Origin of the sequence: Micromonospora sp. CPCC 206171 (assembly GCF_036906755.1) — a bacterium.
GTDB lineage: Bacteria > Actinomycetota > Actinomycetes > Mycobacteriales > Micromonosporaceae > Micromonospora > Micromonospora purpureochromogenes.
Genome location: NZ_JBAKHT010000004.1, coordinates 112625 through 128220, shown reverse-complemented (window position 1 = coordinate 128220; position 15596 = coordinate 112625). Strand labels below are relative to the sequence as shown.

Annotated in this window: 14 protein-coding genes; 3 read left to right on the top strand and 11 right to left on the bottom strand. The window is 73.1% G+C overall.

Features of this window, described 5'->3' with window-relative positions; translation table 11 throughout:
- The 7 genes from V6U89_RS07640 to murJ all read right to left on the bottom strand — a co-directional run bounded on the left by V6U89_RS07640 (position 1) and on the right by murJ (position 8435).
- Complete coding sequence (locus V6U89_RS07640; RefSeq protein ID WP_334569972.1) at positions 1–1158, bottom strand: N-acetylmuramoyl-L-alanine amidase; 1158 nt, start codon at positions 1156–1158, stop codon at positions 1–3.
- A 194-nt stretch (positions 1159–1352) separates the two neighbouring features.
- The gene (gene trxA, locus V6U89_RS07635) at positions 1353–1676 is read right to left on the bottom strand and encodes a thioredoxin (RefSeq protein ID WP_088959679.1); all 324 of its coding nucleotides are present in this window, start codon (positions 1674–1676) and stop codon (positions 1353–1355) included.
- A 36-nt stretch (positions 1677–1712) separates the two neighbouring features.
- A complete protein-coding gene (gene trxB / locus V6U89_RS07630; RefSeq protein ID WP_334569971.1) occupies positions 1713–2666 on the bottom strand; it encodes a thioredoxin-disulfide reductase in 954 nt (317 codons plus the stop codon).
- Between the two features lie 193 nt (positions 2667–2859).
- Complete coding sequence (locus V6U89_RS07625; protein WP_334569970.1) at positions 2860–3837, bottom strand: hypothetical protein; 978 nt, start codon at positions 3835–3837, stop codon at positions 2860–2862.
- The gene (sigM, locus tag V6U89_RS07620) at positions 3834–4610 is read right to left on the bottom strand and encodes an RNA polymerase sigma factor SigM (protein WP_334569969.1); all 777 of its coding nucleotides are present in this window, start codon (positions 4608–4610) and stop codon (positions 3834–3836) included. Before sigM ends, V6U89_RS07625 begins: the two co-directional genes overlap by 4 nt.
- A 43-nt stretch (positions 4611–4653) precedes the next feature.
- Complete coding sequence (locus tag V6U89_RS07615) at positions 4654–6252, bottom strand: protein kinase family protein (RefSeq protein WP_334569968.1); 1599 nt, start codon at positions 6250–6252, stop codon at positions 4654–4656.
- A 440-nt stretch (positions 6253–6692) separates the two neighbouring features.
- Positions 6693–8435 carry a murein biosynthesis integral membrane protein MurJ gene (murJ, locus tag V6U89_RS07610; RefSeq protein WP_334569967.1) on the bottom strand — a complete coding sequence of 581 codons (1743 nt, stop codon included), beginning with the start codon at positions 8433–8435 and terminating at the stop codon, positions 6693–6695.
- Between the two features lie 128 nt (positions 8436–8563).
- Here murJ and V6U89_RS07605 point away from each other — a divergent pair, with 128 nt between their 5' ends.
- Positions 8564–10033, top strand: a complete 1470-nt coding sequence (locus V6U89_RS07605; protein ID WP_334569965.1) for a CCA tRNA nucleotidyltransferase — start codon at positions 8564–8566, stop codon at positions 10031–10033.
- 156 nt (positions 10034–10189) lie between these two features.
- On the opposite strand, the gene V6U89_RS07600 is transcribed toward V6U89_RS07605, so the two are convergent.
- Genes V6U89_RS07600 through V6U89_RS07585 form a run of 4 tightly spaced genes read right to left on the bottom strand, consistent with a single transcriptional unit; the run spans position 10190 to position 13908 of the window.
- Positions 10190–11719 carry a flotillin family protein gene (locus V6U89_RS07600; protein ID WP_334453744.1) on the bottom strand — a complete coding sequence of 510 codons (1530 nt, stop codon included), beginning with the start codon at positions 11717–11719 and terminating at the stop codon, positions 10190–10192.
- A 41-nt stretch (positions 11720–11760) separates the two neighbouring features.
- Positions 11761–12303, bottom strand: coding sequence for a hypothetical protein (locus tag V6U89_RS07595; protein WP_334569964.1), 543 nt, complete (start codon positions 12301–12303; stop codon positions 11761–11763).
- Positions 12304–12313: 10 nt separating this feature from the next.
- Positions 12314–13390, bottom strand: a complete 1077-nt coding sequence (locus V6U89_RS07590) for a hypothetical protein (RefSeq protein ID WP_334569963.1) — start codon at positions 13388–13390, stop codon at positions 12314–12316.
- Entirely contained in the window at positions 13387–13908 is a 522-nt protein-coding gene (locus V6U89_RS07585; protein ID WP_334569962.1) for a SigE family RNA polymerase sigma factor, read from the bottom strand. Before V6U89_RS07585 ends, V6U89_RS07590 begins: the two co-directional genes overlap by 4 nt.
- A 144-nt stretch (positions 13909–14052) precedes the next feature.
- Between V6U89_RS07585 and V6U89_RS07580 the strand changes: the two genes are divergently transcribed.
- Together V6U89_RS07580 and V6U89_RS07575 are read left to right on the top strand one after the other, a co-directional pair.
- On the top strand, positions 14053–14532 hold the full coding sequence (locus V6U89_RS07580; protein ID WP_334569961.1) for a methylated-DNA--[protein]-cysteine S-methyltransferase: 480 nt from the start codon (positions 14053–14055) through the stop codon (positions 14530–14532).
- A gap of 121 nt (positions 14533–14653) precedes the next feature.
- Entirely contained in the window at positions 14654–15577 is a 924-nt protein-coding gene (locus V6U89_RS07575; protein ID WP_334569960.1) for a hypothetical protein, read from the top strand.
- The last annotated feature ends 19 nt before the right edge of the window (positions 15578–15596 follow it).

Genomic DNA, 15596 nt, shown 5'->3' with positions numbered 1-15596 from the left:
TCAGTCCATCACCGCGCCGGCGGCGACCACCTTGCGCAGCTCGCTGACGTCGATCGAACCCGTCGGCACGTCCCGCTCGATCGGGAAGAACATCCGCTGCACGGCCGCCACGATGGCCTCGACCACCTTGTCCCGGAACCGGGGGTCCACCAGGCGGTTCCGGTCCCGCGGCGAGGTGAGGTAGCCGACCTCGACGCGTACCGCCGGCATCCGGGTCAGCCGCAGCAGGTCCCACGCCTTGGCGTGGGTACGGCAGTCCCGCAGCCCGGTACGCGCCACGATCTCCCGCTGCACCAGCCCGGCCAGCCGCTCCCCGGTCGCCGAGGTGACGCCGTTGTCGGTGCCGTAGTGGTAGGTGGCCACCCCGTCGGCCTCGGGGTTGGCGTGCCCGTCGGTGTGCAGCGAGATGAACACGTCCGCGCCGAGCGAGTTGGCCAGCTGCGCCCGGTCGGTGTCCGGCAGGCACGTCGCCGGCGTCGGGCCACGGGTCAGCTGCACCCGTACGCCCGCTGCGGCCAGCCGCCCCTCCAGCCGGCTGGCCAGGTCGTGCACCAGATCCGCCTCGCTCCAGCGCAGCGGGCCGTCGGGCACCACCACCCCCGGGTCGGTGCCCCCGTGGCCGGGGTCGATCACCACCGTCCGCCCCACCAGTGTCGGCCCGGACTGCCGGATCGCGTCGGACTCACGCAGCCACTGCGGCCGGCCGCCGACCACCTTTCGACCGAGGCGGCGCAGCGCACCCATGGTGTGCGGGCCGCAGGAGCCGTCCGGTTTCAGGCCCACCTCGCGCTGGAACTGGGCCACCGCGCGGGCGGTGCGGACGCCGTAGATGGCGTCGGCGTGGCCGACGTCGTACCCCATCTCCAGCAGTCGCTCCTGGAGCGACCGGACGTCCTCGCCGCTGAGGGGTTCGGGCACCGCGTGGTAGAGGGTGCGGGCGCCCAGCCGCCAGCGGGCGGCGTCCAGGGCCCGCCAGGTCTCGGCACCCACCCGACCGTCGACGCTGAGCCCCCGGGACTGCTGGAAGGCGCGGACGGCGCGTTCCGTGGCGACGTCGAACTCGTCGCAGCTGGCGGGCGGGAGCAGGTCGAGGCCGGCCAGGACCGTGCGGATCTCCGCCACCGCTGGTCCATGGTCACCGGGTCGGATCGGACGCACGCACGACCCCCTCTGCACGGATGCTGGCTGGGCGGGCGCCACGGTCGCGCGACCGGAGTGCTCTGGCGCGTAGCGGATGCCTACGGAGCGTACCGTGCCCGGTGGTCGTCCACCCGGCGTTCGCCCAGCTCAGGGCCGGGAACGACGGAACCCCCGCACCCGGGGAGGGTACGGGGGTTCCGGTGCTGCGAGCGTCAGAGCGCCGACTCGATCAGCCGGACCAGCTCGCCCTTGGGCTTGGCGCCGGCGATCGACTGCACCGGCTCGCCGTTCTTGAAGATGGTGAGGGTCGGTACGGACATCACCCGGTAGGCGCGGGCGGTCTCCGGGTTCTCGTCGATGTTGAGCTTGACGATGGTGACCTGGTCGCCCATCTCGCCCGCGATCTCCTCGAGCAGCGGGGAGACCTTGCGGCACGGCCCGCACCACTCGGCCCAGAAGTCCACCAGTACCGGCTTGTCGGACTTCAGCACGTCAGTGGCGAAGTTCGCGTCGGTGACGACCTTTGTTGCTCCCACTATGACCCTCCTCCGGGACTTTCGTTCTTCGGTTGTTCAGCCGCTGATCGTGGCGATGAAGCGCTCGGCGTCGAGGGCGGCGGCGCAGCCCGTGCCGGCCGCCGTGATGGCCTGCCGGTAGGTGTGGTCGACCACGTCGCCGGCGGCGAAGACACCCGGCACGCTGGTCCGGGTGCTCGGCGCCTCCACCTTCACGTACCCCTCGTCGTCCAGCTCCACCTGCCCCCGGAAAAGCTCGCTGCGCGGGTCGTGGCCGATCGCCACGAACACGCCGGTCACGTCGAGCACCTTGGTGTCGCCGGTGTGCACGTTGCGGACCCGTACGCCGCTGACCTTGCCGTCCTCGCCGAGGATCTCCTCGACGGTGCTGTTCCACTCGACCTTGATCTTGTCGTTGCCGAGGGCGCGGTCGGCCATGATCTTGCTGGCGCGGAACGAGTCGCGCCGGTGGATGATGGTGACCGAGTCGGCGAACCGGGTGAGGAAGCTCGCCTCCTCCATCGCGGAGTCGCCACCGCCGACGACGACGATGTGCTGGCCGCGGAAGAAGAAACCGTCACAGGTGGCGCAGGACGACACGCCGTGGCCCAGGTACTCCTGCTCGCCCGGCACGCCCAGGGGACGCCAGGCCGAACCGGTGGAGAGGATGACGGCCCTGGCCCGGTAGGCGGTCTCGCCGACCCACACGGTGCTGACCGCGTCCGACCCGATCATCCCGGTGTCCTGCAGTTCGACCCGGGTGACGTCGTCGGTGAGGAACTCGGCGCCGAACCGCTCGGCCTGCTTGCGCATGTTGTCCATCAGCTCGGGGCCGAGGATGCCGTCGGCGAAGCCGGGGAAGTTCTCCACCTCGGTGGTCGTCATCAGCGCGCCGCCGGACTGCACACCCTCGATGACGAGCGGCTTGAGGTTGGCGCGCGCGGCGTAGACCGCCGCGGTGTAACCGGCCGGCCCGGAGCCGATGATGATCAGGTTGCGGACCTCGTCCACTGCCGTCTCCCGATGTGTGTGTTCGACATCCGCCCCCGGCTGACCCACCGCCGGGACGACGCCGATCCGAGTGCCGACGGCTCAGCGACGCCGGCGGCTGACTTGCAGAACGTCATCGTACGAACCGGGGATTCCCGAACCGGTCATCCGGTGGGTCACGTCACGCGGCGACGGACGGCCGGCGACCGTAACCTCACCCTACCCGCGCCCGGTAGCGGGTGTCCGCGCCGGATCCCGGCACGCCACACTCCGCGCCGCTCGCCCAGGCCCAGCGCTCTCCCGACGGATCGGTGAACCGGAGGACGAGCGCCGGTTCCCCCTGGAAGCTGGCGTAGTCGAGCAGTTCCACGGTGATCGCCCCGCGTCCGTGCTCGGCGGCGATCTCGGTGAGACAGGCGTCCAGCGCGTCCGGCGCGGCGAGCCGGAGGAGCCCGCCGGGGGACGGTCGCCGGTCCGACTCGGAGGCCTTCGCGGTCGACCCGCCCGGTGCCAGCCCGGGGCCGTCGGTGGCCACCCGGGGCAGCGCGGTCGGGGCCGCACCACCGGCCAGGGTCTGCGGCGCCCAGTCGGTGCCGCTGGTCTGCGGTGCGCCGGTGACCCGGAAGGGCGCCGTCGCCGAGGCGGCGTCGCCCCCGGCGGCCGTCGACTCGGCCGTGCCGCCGCCGCCCGAGGTGTCGAGCAGGTGGTCGACGCCGAGCCCGACGGCCGCGAGCGACGCTGCGGCCAGCGCGACCGGGGCGGCGAGCCGCGCCCAGCGCCGGCGCCGACGGCCCGGCCCGGTCGCGTCGTCCCGGCCGGCCCCGGCGGTACGCCCCGGACCCCGCGCGGACTGCGCCGGCACCGGCTGCTGGCGCTCGTCGGCCGGCGTGACGGCATCCACCGGGGTGTTCGACGCCGGTGCGTCGGTCGGGGCGGGCCCGGCGCCGGCCAGCGCGGCGGTGAGTCGTTCGGTGACCGCGAGCGGCATCTGCGGGGCCGGTTCGGCCCAGCCGGCCAGGTCGGCGCGCACCTGGGCGACGGCCGGCGCCAGCGCCCCGTACGCCTCGGCCCAGGCCGGGTCCCGCTCGACCAGTCGGGCGACGGTGGCCTCCTCCGGGGTGCCGTCCAGCGCCCCGCCGAGGTAGTCGGCGAGCAGGTCGTGGTCGACCCCGCTGAACTCCCCGGTCGTCACGCGTCCTCCTGGTTGGGGTCCCGTCGGGAGTGCCCCGACCCCGATCCGACGCCCTCCGCGGCCCGGGGGTTCCCGAGGGTGACGTCGGGCACGCCCCGGCCGGCGACCGGGACGGCATCCGGCCCGGCGTCGTCGGAGCCGGTCCGCAGGTGGCCGAGCTGGACCGCCAGCCGGGCGCGGCCGCGGGCGCAGCGGCTCTTCACCGTCCCCTCGGCGACGCCGAGGATCCGGGCCACCTCGGCGACCGGGTAGCCCTGTACGTCGACCAGCACGAGGGCGGACCGCTGCTCGATCGGCAACGTGGCCAGGGCCTGCCGGACGACCAGCGCGGTGTCGTGGTCCGCGGCCGGAGCGGCCGGCTCGACGCCGCCCGAGCCACCCTCGTCGGCCCGGGTGCCGTCGGGCAGCGGGACGGTCGGGTGCGCCTGGCGGCGGCGGATCCGGTCCAGGCAGGCGTTCACCACGATCCGGTGCAGCCAGGTCGTGACGGCCGAGTCGCCCCGGAACCGGGCGGCGCCCCGGTGGGCGGAGAGCAGCGCGTCCTGGAGGGCGTCGGCGGCCTCCTCGCGGTCGCCGAGCGTCCGCAGGGCCACCGCCCAGAGCCGGTCGCGGTGCCGGTGGAACAGCTCGGTGAACGCGTCCCGGTCACCGGCCACGTGGGCGCGGAGCAGGTCGGCGTCGCTCGCCTCGGCGGGCGGGACCGCGCGCGGCGGTACGACCGGCACCGCCTCGCCGGTCGCCGGATCGGGCGTACGCCCGCCGCGACCGGCCATCACCACGTCCGTCGGATGCGGTGCCGGGCGCGCGGCGGACGGCTCACGACCCCTGGACCTTGATTTCCTGCACGTCGATCTTGAGGTCGCTCGCCGGCAGCTTGGTGATCCAGAAGAGCAGGTACTGGTACTTCTGCTCCGGGTTGAACCCGTTGAAGGTCATCGTCGTGCCGTCGTGCTCCTCGAACGGCTGACCGATGACGTGGTTCTTGTAGCTCGCCACCAGCTGCTTGTCGCCCGCGGAGGTGGACGGGAAGTCGGCCTCGCCCCAGAACAGCTCGGCGGACGCGCCGGTGGAGGAGAGGATCGCCTGCACCGACTTGACCGTGTGCGGGGCGCCGAGGTCGATCCAGACCCCCATGCCCTTCTTACGGTTGCCGAAGTTCGCGGTGGTGTAGGTGTCGGTGCCCCAGCCCACTTCTTCCTTGCCGTCGATGACCTTCTCGGCGTCGTCGAGCTCGTCGCGGAGCTTGCTGTCCGGGTCGATGATCCGGACATCCTCCACGTTGAGCTTGCGCACGGCGGGCGCGGGCGCGCTGGCCTGGCTGGACGGGGCGCTGTTCGACGGCCGGGCGACCGGCTCGGTGTCGGGCGACTTGTCGTCGCCGCCCAGCGCGCTGATCCCGATGAGCAGACCGACCAGGGCGACCGCCAGCAGCCCGGCGATGCCCACGGCGACCTTCCGCCCACCGGCGGCGGCCAGCGGGGACGGGTCGTCGCCCGGGTCCGCGGTGAACCGGATGGTGCCGGTCTGGTCGAGGAAGTGGTCCTCGGCCGGGACGTCGAGCCGGGCCAGTTCGGCGGCGAGCACGTCCGACGAGGGCGGGGCGATCTCGGCGTCGAGCAGATCCATGGTCAGGTCGTCGAGGTACGCCGGCACGCCGGCCCGGACCTGCCGGGGCGCGGCGATGGCGCCGCTGGCGTCCCGGACCGCGTCCGGGATGGCGGCCCGACCGTGCCCGGCGGTCGCGCCGCGCAGCGGGGCCTCGGCGTGCGGCCAGTGCCCGGTGAGGGCGAAGTAGAGGATGCCGCCGACCGCCCGGATGTCGTTCTCCTGGCTGTCCGCGCCGTCGGTGCGCGCGTCGGCCAGGACCACCCGGCCGTCGTCGCTGATCATCACGGTGCCCGGGTGCGCGTTGCCGTGCACCATGCCGGTGGCGTGCACGGCGGCCAGCGCGCTGGCGACGGCGTTGCCGATGGCCGTGGCCCGGGCCGGGTCCAGCGGCCCGTCGGCGACCATCTCGCGCAGGGAGTTGCCGTCGACCCACTCGCGGACGACGTACGCCCGCTCGTCCTCGTCGATCGCGTCGTAGACGCCGACCAGGTTGGGGTGGATGACCCGGCTCGCGGCCACCGCCGCCTGGAGCATCTCGGTGGCGGAGTCGCCGCCGGGGTAGCGCAGCACGACCGCGACCGGCCGGCGCAGCACCACGTCGACCCCCCGCCAGACCAGCCGCCCGGCGCTGTCGTTGTTGATGTGCTCGACCAGCTCGTACCGCTCGGCGAGGATCTCACCGGCCGTGGGAGCACCGAAGGTCATGACGGGCGGAGCAGTCTCCTCCGCCTCCTGACCCTCGCCGACCTGGGTCACCCGTCCTCCCTCGGTGATCGTGTCGATCGATGGACCCGCGCTGCTGGGCATGTGGCTTCCCGCTCTGCCTTCGAAGGAACCGGCCGGCGTCTCGACGCGTACGTCGGCCACCTGCCGTATCCGTCGAGAGCGACCTTACCTGGACTGCCCGTCATCCCGACATGTCATCTTCCCGCCGTGCCCGGCGACCTGCCGGATGTGGACGACCTCGCCCGGTTACGACCGTTGTCAGCCACGTTGCTGGCACATGTACTAGCCAATCTAGAGGTTGACCGCAAGTGATCGCAGCAGGGGCCGGCCCTGGTGCGGCGGTCCGCCGACGTCCTGTCAGGTTCCCTCCGAACGGCCCTCCATACTCAGCCGTACGGTTGGTTGTCCACAGGCCGACCCGGCAGCTGACCGGGGAAACGCGGAGTTATCCACAGCCACGTCCCCAGGCTGGTGATCCTCGTTCACCCTCCGTGCCGGCCAGCCGGCGACCGGTCGCGGGCTCAGCGGCCGAGCCGGCGGCGGACCATCCCGACGACCTCGGTGATCTCGCCGATCCGCAGCACCATGGCCAGCCCGAGGTAGGTCGCACCGATCACCGCTCCGCCGATCACCAGCTGGACCGCCGCCGCGAGCCAGCCCAGGTCGGCCGGGTCGCCGGGGAGCAGGCTGACCACCAGCAGGCCGACCAGCGCCGCCCCGAGCGCGGCGACAATCACCTTGCCCATGGTGCGCATGATCCCGGCGAGCCCGATCCGGCCGACCCTCGGCCGCAGCAGCATCGCCGAGACGACCGCCGCCGCGACGTACGAGATCGCGTTGCCGAGCATCATGCCGGCCGCCGCGAAGGCGGGCGAGAAGACGACGAAGAGCCCCACCTGGAGCAGGACCCGCAGCGCCACCACCGGAATGTTGACCAGGGCCGGGGTACGGGTGTCCGGCAGCGCGTAGAAGGCGAAGGTGAAGAGCTGGCTGATCGCGAACGGCACCAGGCCCACGGCCGCGACCAGCAGCACCGTGGACGTTGCCCGGGCGTTGTCGGCGTCGAAGGCGCCGTACTGGAAGACCACCCGGGAGATCGGGCCGGCGAGGACCGCGTAGCAGACCGCGATCGGGGCGAGCACCGCCGTCACCATCCGGGTGCCTCGGGACAGGTCGGCGGTGACGTCGCGGAAGCGCCCGTCCGCGGCGGCGGCGCTCATCCGGGGCATCAGCGCCGTGATGATCGAGACGGCGATGATGCCGTGCGCCATCATCAGCAGCAGGAAGACGTTGTTGTAGATCAGGATGCCGGCGCTGTCCTCGCCCGCCGCCCGGGTGAGCAGGTTGACCACCACGAAGAGGCCGAGCTGGTTGACCGCGACGTAGCAGAACATCCAGGCCCCGAGCTGGGCCAGCTCCCGCAGCCCCAGCTCACGGAAGTCGAACCGCCACTTCCACCGGAAGCCGACCTTGCGCAGCGCCGGCAGCAGCCCGGCGGCCTGCACCGCCACGCCGAGCAGGGTGCCGCCGCCGACCAGCAGGATCTGGCCCGCGCCCAGGTCGCCCGGCTTCAGCGCCTCGGCCCCGTAGACCAGGATGTAGAGGCCGAAGACGCCGATGACCACCAGGTTGTTCAGGATCGGCGCCCACATCGGCGCGGCGAAGTGCCCCCGGGTGTTCAGCACCGCGGCGATCAGCGCGCTGACACCGGTGAAGAAGAGCATCGGCAGCATCAGGTACGACAGGCTGGTGACGAGGTCGGTGTAGTCCGCGTCCTTGCCGCTGGCGTAGAGGGTGGTCAGCACGGACGCCGACGCCACCGCGAGCAGCGCGGCGGCGGCCAGCGCGATCACCGCCAGGGTGAGCAGCCGCTGCGCGTACGCCTCGCCCCGGTCGGCGTCGGCCTTGCTCCGGCGGACCAGCACCGGGATCAGCACGCTGGTGAGCACCCCGCCGAGCAGGAACTCGTACACCTGGTTCGGCAGGAACTGGGCGGTGGTGTACGCGTTGCCGACCAGGTTGCCGAGCGCGGCGCCGATCATCAGGTTGCGGATGAAGCCCGTACCCCGACTGATCAGGCTGCCGACCGCCATCACCGCGCTGTTCGCCGCGGCGCTGGCCTCCCCCACCTGCTCCGGCGGCGGCGCGGTGGCCTCCACCGCCGGCTGGTTCAGCGGCTCGGCGGAGATGAAGGTCGCCTCGTCGGTCGGCGGGATCGCACCGTCCGGCGTGGCGTTCGCGCTGCGGTAGAGCCCGCCGCTCATCTCCTGCCTCCAAGGGGTACGTCGGAGCCGGACGACCGGCCCGCACGCCCAAGACCTTAGTCAACGCCGCCCTCATACCCGCGCCCGGCGGATCAGATCCCGTCCCGGCCCGATAGGCTGGCGATCCCATGTCCGAAGCTGCCTCCGCACCCCACGCCGCCGACCGCCGCGAGCTCACCGCCGCGCAGCGCAACGCCGTCGCCGAACTGCTCCGCGTGTCCCCGGTCGCCGACGAGCTCGGTCGCCGGTTCGCGCGCGCCGGGCACGAGTTGCACCTGGTGGGTGGATCCGTCCGCGACGCCCTGCTCGGCCGGCTCGGCGAGGACCTGGACTTCTGCACCGACGCCCACCCGGACCAGACGCTGCGGATCATCAAGGGCTGGGCCGAGTCGATCTGGGAGACCGGCCGCGAGTTCGGCACCATCGGGCTGCAGCGCGACGGGCTCCGGCTGGAGATCACCACCTTCCGCGCCGAGGCGTACGACCAGGTCAGCCGCAACCCGATCGTCGAGTACGGGACCAGCCTCACCGAGGACCTGCGGCGGCGGGACTTCACCATCAACGCGATGGCGGTCAGCCTCCCCGATCACCGGTTCACCGACCCGCACGGCGGCCTGGACGACCTCGCGGCCAAGGTGATCCGTACCCCCGGCACGCCCCGGGAGTCCTTCGGCGACGACCCGCTGCGGATGCTGCGGGCGGCCCGCTTCGCCGCGCAGCTGCGCTTCGCCGTGCACCCCGACGTGCACGAGGCGATGAGCCGGATGGCCGCCGACCTGGACCGGATCACCGCCGAGCGGATCCGGGACGAGTTCACCAAGCTGCTCTGCGGCGCCGACCCGATCACCGGGCTGCGGCTGCTGGTCGACACCGGGCTGGCCGAGCGCTTTCTGCCCGAGCTGACCGGGCTCAAGCTGGAGATCGACGAGCACGCCCAGCACAAGGACGTCTACGAGCACACCCTGACCGTGGTCAGCAACGCGGTCTCCTTCGAGACCGACGGCTGCGACTTCGTGCTCCGGATGGCCGCGCTCATGCACGACGTGGGCAAGCCGGCCACCAAGTCGGTCGGGCCGGACGGCCGGGTCAGCTTCCACCACCACGAGGTGGTCGGCGCGCGGCTGACCAAGGCCCGGATGAAGGCGCTGCGTTACCCCAAGGACGTCACCGGGCAGGTGGTCGCCCTGGTCGCCCTGCACCTGCGGTTCTACGGGTACGGCCGGGGCGAGTGGACCGACTCGGCGGTGCGCCGGTACGTCACCGACGCCGGTGACCTGCTGCCCCGGCTGCACAAGCTGACCCGCTCGGACTGCACCACCCGCAACCGCCGCAAGGCGGCCCAGCTCGCGGCGGACTACGACGCGCTGGAGGAGCGGATCGCCCGGATCGCCGCCGAGGAGGACCTCGCCCGGGTCCGCCCCGACCTGGACGGCAACGCGATCATGGAGCTGCTCGGCGTACCGCCGGGGCCGGTGGTCGGGCGGGCCTGGCAGTACCTCAAGGAGCTGCGCCTGGAGCGCGGCCCGCTGGAGCGGGACGAGGCCGAGGCGGAGCTGCTGCGCTGGGCCCGCGAGCAGGGCGTCATCGACCAGAGCTGACGCCTGAGCCGGCCACGGTGATCGACTCCCTGGCGCCGGAACTGCGGTATGCCGACCGCTCCGACACCGCCACGTCGGCGACCTGGAGTGGATCAGCCGCCCGCACCACGCACGCGAGGGGCCGCCCGGTTCGCCGGGCGGCCCCGCGTCGTACCGTCAGCGGGTCTCGACCGCGCTGCCGTCGACGGCGGCCTTGCCGTTGCCCGCCGACTGCGAACCGCCGGCGGACGCCGAGCCGAGCCGGGCGAGCAGGCCGGGCAGGTCGATGCCGGTGAGGTCGGAGCCGAGCTGGAGGCCCTGCGCCACGTTGCCGGCCACCGACTTCGTCAGCGACGACGCGCCGTCGGTGGAGATGACGGTCATCTTGTCGATCGCCCCGATCGGGGCGCTGGCCGCCTCGACGACCTGCGGCAGCACCTTGACCAGCAGATCCAGCACGGCCGCCTCGCCGTACGCGGCGAACGCCTCCGCCTTGCGGGCCATCGCGTCGGCCTCGGCCTGCCCCTTGGCCAGGATGGCCGCGGCCTCCGCCTGGCCCTCCCGCTCGACCGCCTCGGCGATCGCCGAACGCCGGCGCTGCTCCGCCTCACCCTCCTTGGCGCCCTCGATCGCGTTCGCCTCGGCGAGTGCGGCCCGCCGGGCCCGCTCGCCCTCACCGGTGAGCCGGGACTGCTCGGCGGCGGCCTGGGCGGCGGCGATGACGGCCTGCCGCTGCGCGTCGGCGTTGAGCACCGCCGCGTTGCGGGCCGCCTCGGCCTCCTGCTCCACCTTGTAGCGCGCCGCGTCGGCCGGCTTGCGCACCTCGGTGTCGAGCTGGCGCTGCTTCAGCTCGGCGTTGCGTTCGGCCACCTTCTGCTGCTCGGAAAGGATCGCCTGGTCCCGCTCGGCCTGAGCCAGCGGGCCGGCCGCCGCGGACCGGGCCTTGGCGGCGTCGATCTCGGCCTGGATCCCGGCCTGCTTGAGCGACAGGTTCCGGTTCGCCTCGGCGATCGCCTCCTCGGCGAGCAGCCGCTCCTGCTCGGCCTGCTGCCGGGCGCGGGCCTCGGCGATGGCCGCGTCCTTGAGCACCCGGGCGGCCTCCGGCCGGCCCAGGTCCTGCAGGTAGGAGCCCTCGGCGAGGATGTCCTGGAGCTGGAAGGTGTCCAGCACCAGCCCCTGGTTGGTCATCGAGTGCTCGGCCTCCTCGGCCACCGCGCTGGCGAACGCCGCCCGGTCCCGGATGACCTCCTCGACGGTGAGCCGGCCGACGATCGAGCGCAGCGCGCCGGCCAGCACCTCGCGGGTGAAGTTGTCGATCTCGTCCTGCTGGTGCAGGAAGCGCTGGGCGGCGGCGCGGATGGCGTCCTCGGTGCCGCCGACCTTGACGATCGCCACGCCGTGCAGGTCGGTGCGGATGCCCTGCTTGCTCACCGCGCCCCGGATGCCCACGTCGATGCGGCGGCTGGACAGGTCGAGCGACTGGAGCTTCTGCACCACCGGCAGCACGAAGACCGAGGCGCCGAGCACCACCTTCTGGCCGGACATGTCGGTGGAGCGGCCACCGTCGGCGGTCTGCGTGGTCCGACCCTTGCGGCCGGTGACGATGAACGCCTCGTTGGGGCCGGCGACCTTGATCCGGGAGAGCACGAAGAGCACCAGGACGAGCGCCAGCAGGACCGCGCCGCCGACGGCGATGACAAGGGGCATGGGCAGTTCCGTCTCTGCGAAAGGGGGTGAGGAGAGGGTGGTCAGTAGGTCTCGACGTGGACGCTGGTCTCGCTCAGCGCCTGCACCACGAAGATCTGCGCGCCGACCGGGATCGGGTGGTCGGCACGGGCGTTGAGCTTCACCGGCTGACCGGCGACGCGTACCCGGACCTCGCCGTAACCGACGGCGGGCACCGGGGTGACCACCAGGCCGAGCGCGCCGACCAGGTCGTCGCGGGTCGGCGTGGGGTCGGTGCGCATGTCCCGCGCCGCCCGGCTCAGCCGGGCCGCGAGCCAGGCGGTGGGCACGGCGGCGAGCGCGCCACCGGCCGCCGCCGCCGCGATCATCCCCGGGGTACGGCCGCCGACCAGCTCGTTGACGATCGCGGCGCCGAAGCCGAACGCGCCGAGGAAACCGGCGACCGCCTCGACCGAGACCGGACCGTCGACATCGGCGTGACCGAAGTGGAGCAGCTCGACGCCGAGCAGGGAGAGCGCCAGCACGGCGACGCCCGCCCCACCGATGATCAGAAAGATGAAGGTCCCCGTGGCCACGACCTGCACGGTATCGACGTCGTGCAACATTCCCGCCTGATCATTTCGGGGCCACGGTGACCTTCCGGTCGACCATTTCCCGGGGCAGCGGCTGCCGTTCCAGCTCCCGGCCCTCGGTGTCGGTGAGCACGAAGTCGCCGCTGCCGGACGGCCGGCGGTAGAGCAGCCGGTCGTTCGAGACCCAGGCGACGTCGGCCGACGGCAGGGTCCGGACGACGGTCCCGGTCACCGCGTCGACCAGCAACGGATCGCGCTGGCCCTGCACGACCGCCCACTGCCCGTCGGGCGAGAACGCCCACGGTCCGGCGGGGTCTCCGGGAATCGTCACGAACCGGGTGGGTCTGCCGTCGTCGGCGGAGAAGAACTGCACCCCCCAGCGCGGATGCCGTTCGCTCTCCGACCGGGGCTTGAACGCGTCGGTCAGCGGCAGCGCCACCTCCCGCCCGTTCCGCGCCCAGGTGAAGAGGCAGCGGTCGGTGCAGAAGTACCGGGTCCGGTCCACCGCGTACTCCCGGAACGTCCCGTCCAGGGTGAGGATGCCGATGTGGTGGGCGGCCTGGCGGAACCGGGTCAGGACGAGTCGGCGACCGTCCGGCGACCACTGGGGGTCCGCTCCCGGCGCGCGGTACCAGCGCACGGTCGCCTTCCGGCTGTCGATGAGGCCGATCTGCCCGGGTCGGTCCTCGTCCGCGACGGCGGTGACGGTGCCGGTCGGGGCCGGCCACACCTCGTCGTACCCCTGGGTGCGGACGTAGCGGTCGCGGCCGCGGTCGAGCAGGTAGCCACTGCCGCCACTGACGCCGCCGGTGACCCGCCAGCCGCCCGGCAGGGCCAGCGGCGAGTCCTTCCAGCCGGTACCCGGTGTCGGGTGCACGGACGGCGTGGGCTGCGGTTCCGGCACGGCGGGACGGGTCGGCGGCGCCGGCCGGAGCAGCACGAACGGCACGGTCACCGCGAGCACCGCGACCAGCACGGCGGCGCCAGCCGTGGCCCGCCGCCGGGCCCGCAGCCGGCGACCCCGGGCGATCGCCACCACCGCCAGGTCGGGCGCCGGCCGCGCCTGGCCGACGAGTTCCTGTACGGCCGCCCGCAGCGCGTCCTCCGTCGGCCTGCTCATCGGTGCACCTCCGGACGGGTGGCGAGGTCGTCGAAGGCCGGCACCAGTTCCCGGAGCCGGGCCAGCGCGCGGGACGCCTGGCTGGCCACGGTGCCCGTCCGGCAGCCCAGCACCGCAGCGGTCTGCTCGACGCTCAGGTCTTCCAGGTACCGCAGCGTCAGCACCGCACGCTGCCGGGGTGGCAGCTCCCGCAGCGCGTCGCGCAGCAGCAGCCGCAGGTCGCTGTCGTGGCCGCTGTCCCGGCCGCCGGCCCGCTCCGGCGGCTCGGCCACCGGCACCTCCCGCCGGCGGGACAACCGCCGCCAGCCGGAGACCTGGTCGTGGTACAGGATCCGCCGCACGTACGGCTCGGCGTCGCCGCGGATCCGGGGCCAGCGGGCGTACGCCTTGGCCAGCGCGTTCTGCAGCAGGTCCTCGGCGGCGTGCTGGTTGCCGGCGAGCGCGTACGCGACGCGCAGCAACGCGTCGCCGCGCTCGTGCACGAACGCGGTGAACTCCCCGTCGGTCCCCTCGGTCACCGCCCACCTCCGTAACTCAGACGCCGGTGGGGCGGAAAAGTTTGCCTCATCCGTGGCACGGTTCGGTCCGCCGGCTTCGTCGGCTCTCCCCAGGGCCGTCATGCCGAACGCCCGGCCGTCGTACCGGCGGGGAAGAATGGCGGCATGCGCTGGACCGTGCTCGACTCGCCGATCGGGGAGTTCTCCGTGGCCACCGACGACGAGGCGGTGTGCGGCGCGCACTTCGGCCGGGTGGAGTCGGCGGTCGACGAGCCCGGTGACGAACTGGCCCGGCGGGCGGTGGCGGAGCTGCGCGCGTACTTCGCCGGGGAGCTGACCGACTTCGGGGTGCCGGTGGCAGCGCGGCGCGGCTCCGAGTTCGAGCGCGCGGTCTGGCGGGAGATGACCCGCATTCCGTACGGAGAGACGCTCACCTACGGCGAGGTGGCCCGGCTGGTCGGCGACTCCGGCGCCGCGCGGGCGGTCGGGGTGGCCTGCAACCGCAACCCGGTCCCGGTGCTCGTGCCGTGTCACCGGATCGTCGGCGCGGGCGGCAAGCTCGTCGGTTTCGGCGGTGGGCTGCCGCGCAAGGTGCGGCTGCTGGAGCTGGAGGCCGGGGTCGCCCTGCGCCGCGCCTGGTCCTGAATCCGACATCGGCGAAATCGACCGCAACCTTTGCGGTTGGTCGGACGTCTTGCTGGCACAGGGCGACCTCGATCTCTCGATCGACGGGCGCCACCGCCACCCACCACACGGGGGATTCATCGTGAGCAACGATCAGGACCACACCGTCGACCGTCGTCAGCTGCTGCGTCGGGCGGGTACCGTCGCCGCCGGCCTGGCCGGCACCGCCGCGGTGGGCGCGGCCGCCGCCGGTCCGGCCCAAGCCGCACCGGGCGACCCCGTGCTGCAGGGACGGGTCAACGAGGCGGGCGCCCCCACCACGCTGCGCGGCGGTTCGCTCACCTCCGCGCCCCTTCGGCTGGAGAACACGTTTGTCGAGACCGGCCCGGACGGCATCCCGTTCTCAGGTCCGGCCCTGCGGCTGACGCCGACCGGACGGGGCCTCGGCTGGAACTCCGAGGTGGGCTCGGTCTCGATGGACACCTCCGGGACGATCTGGGCGGTGACCAGCCCGGGCCTGCCGCCCATGGAGGGCAACTTCGTCGAGTACGTGCGGACGAACGCCAATTCGAACGAGCTGGTTCCGGTCGTGCCGCAGCGGGTGATCGACACCCGGACGGCCGCCGGTCGGGCCCGCATCGTGAACCCCGCCGGAAACCTGGACAGTGCGGGCCGGCTGCTGCGCGGCCACACGATCCAGGTCAACCTGGAGTATTTGGTCCACTTGGGTGAGGCCGTGTACGGCAACGTGACCGTCACCGGTGCGCTCGGCGCCGGTTTCCTGCAGATCTTCCCGAACCCGGGCCAGCGTCCGCCGGCCTTCTCGACGATCAACTTTCAGGCCGGCCAGACCCTGTCGAACTTCTTCCTGACCGGGATCAACCCGGTGGCCGACCAGATCTCCGTGCACGCGCAGCAGACCACCCACGTGATCCTGGACGTGGTCGCGTTCGTCGTCGCGTCCGGCAGTGTCAACCCGTCCATCCTTCCCACCGACGGCGAACTGGCGGCGGCCGATGACCGGGCGCGGCTGGCCCGGCGGACCAAGCCGTCCTGGGCGAAGTAGCCATCCCCCGTACGCGACG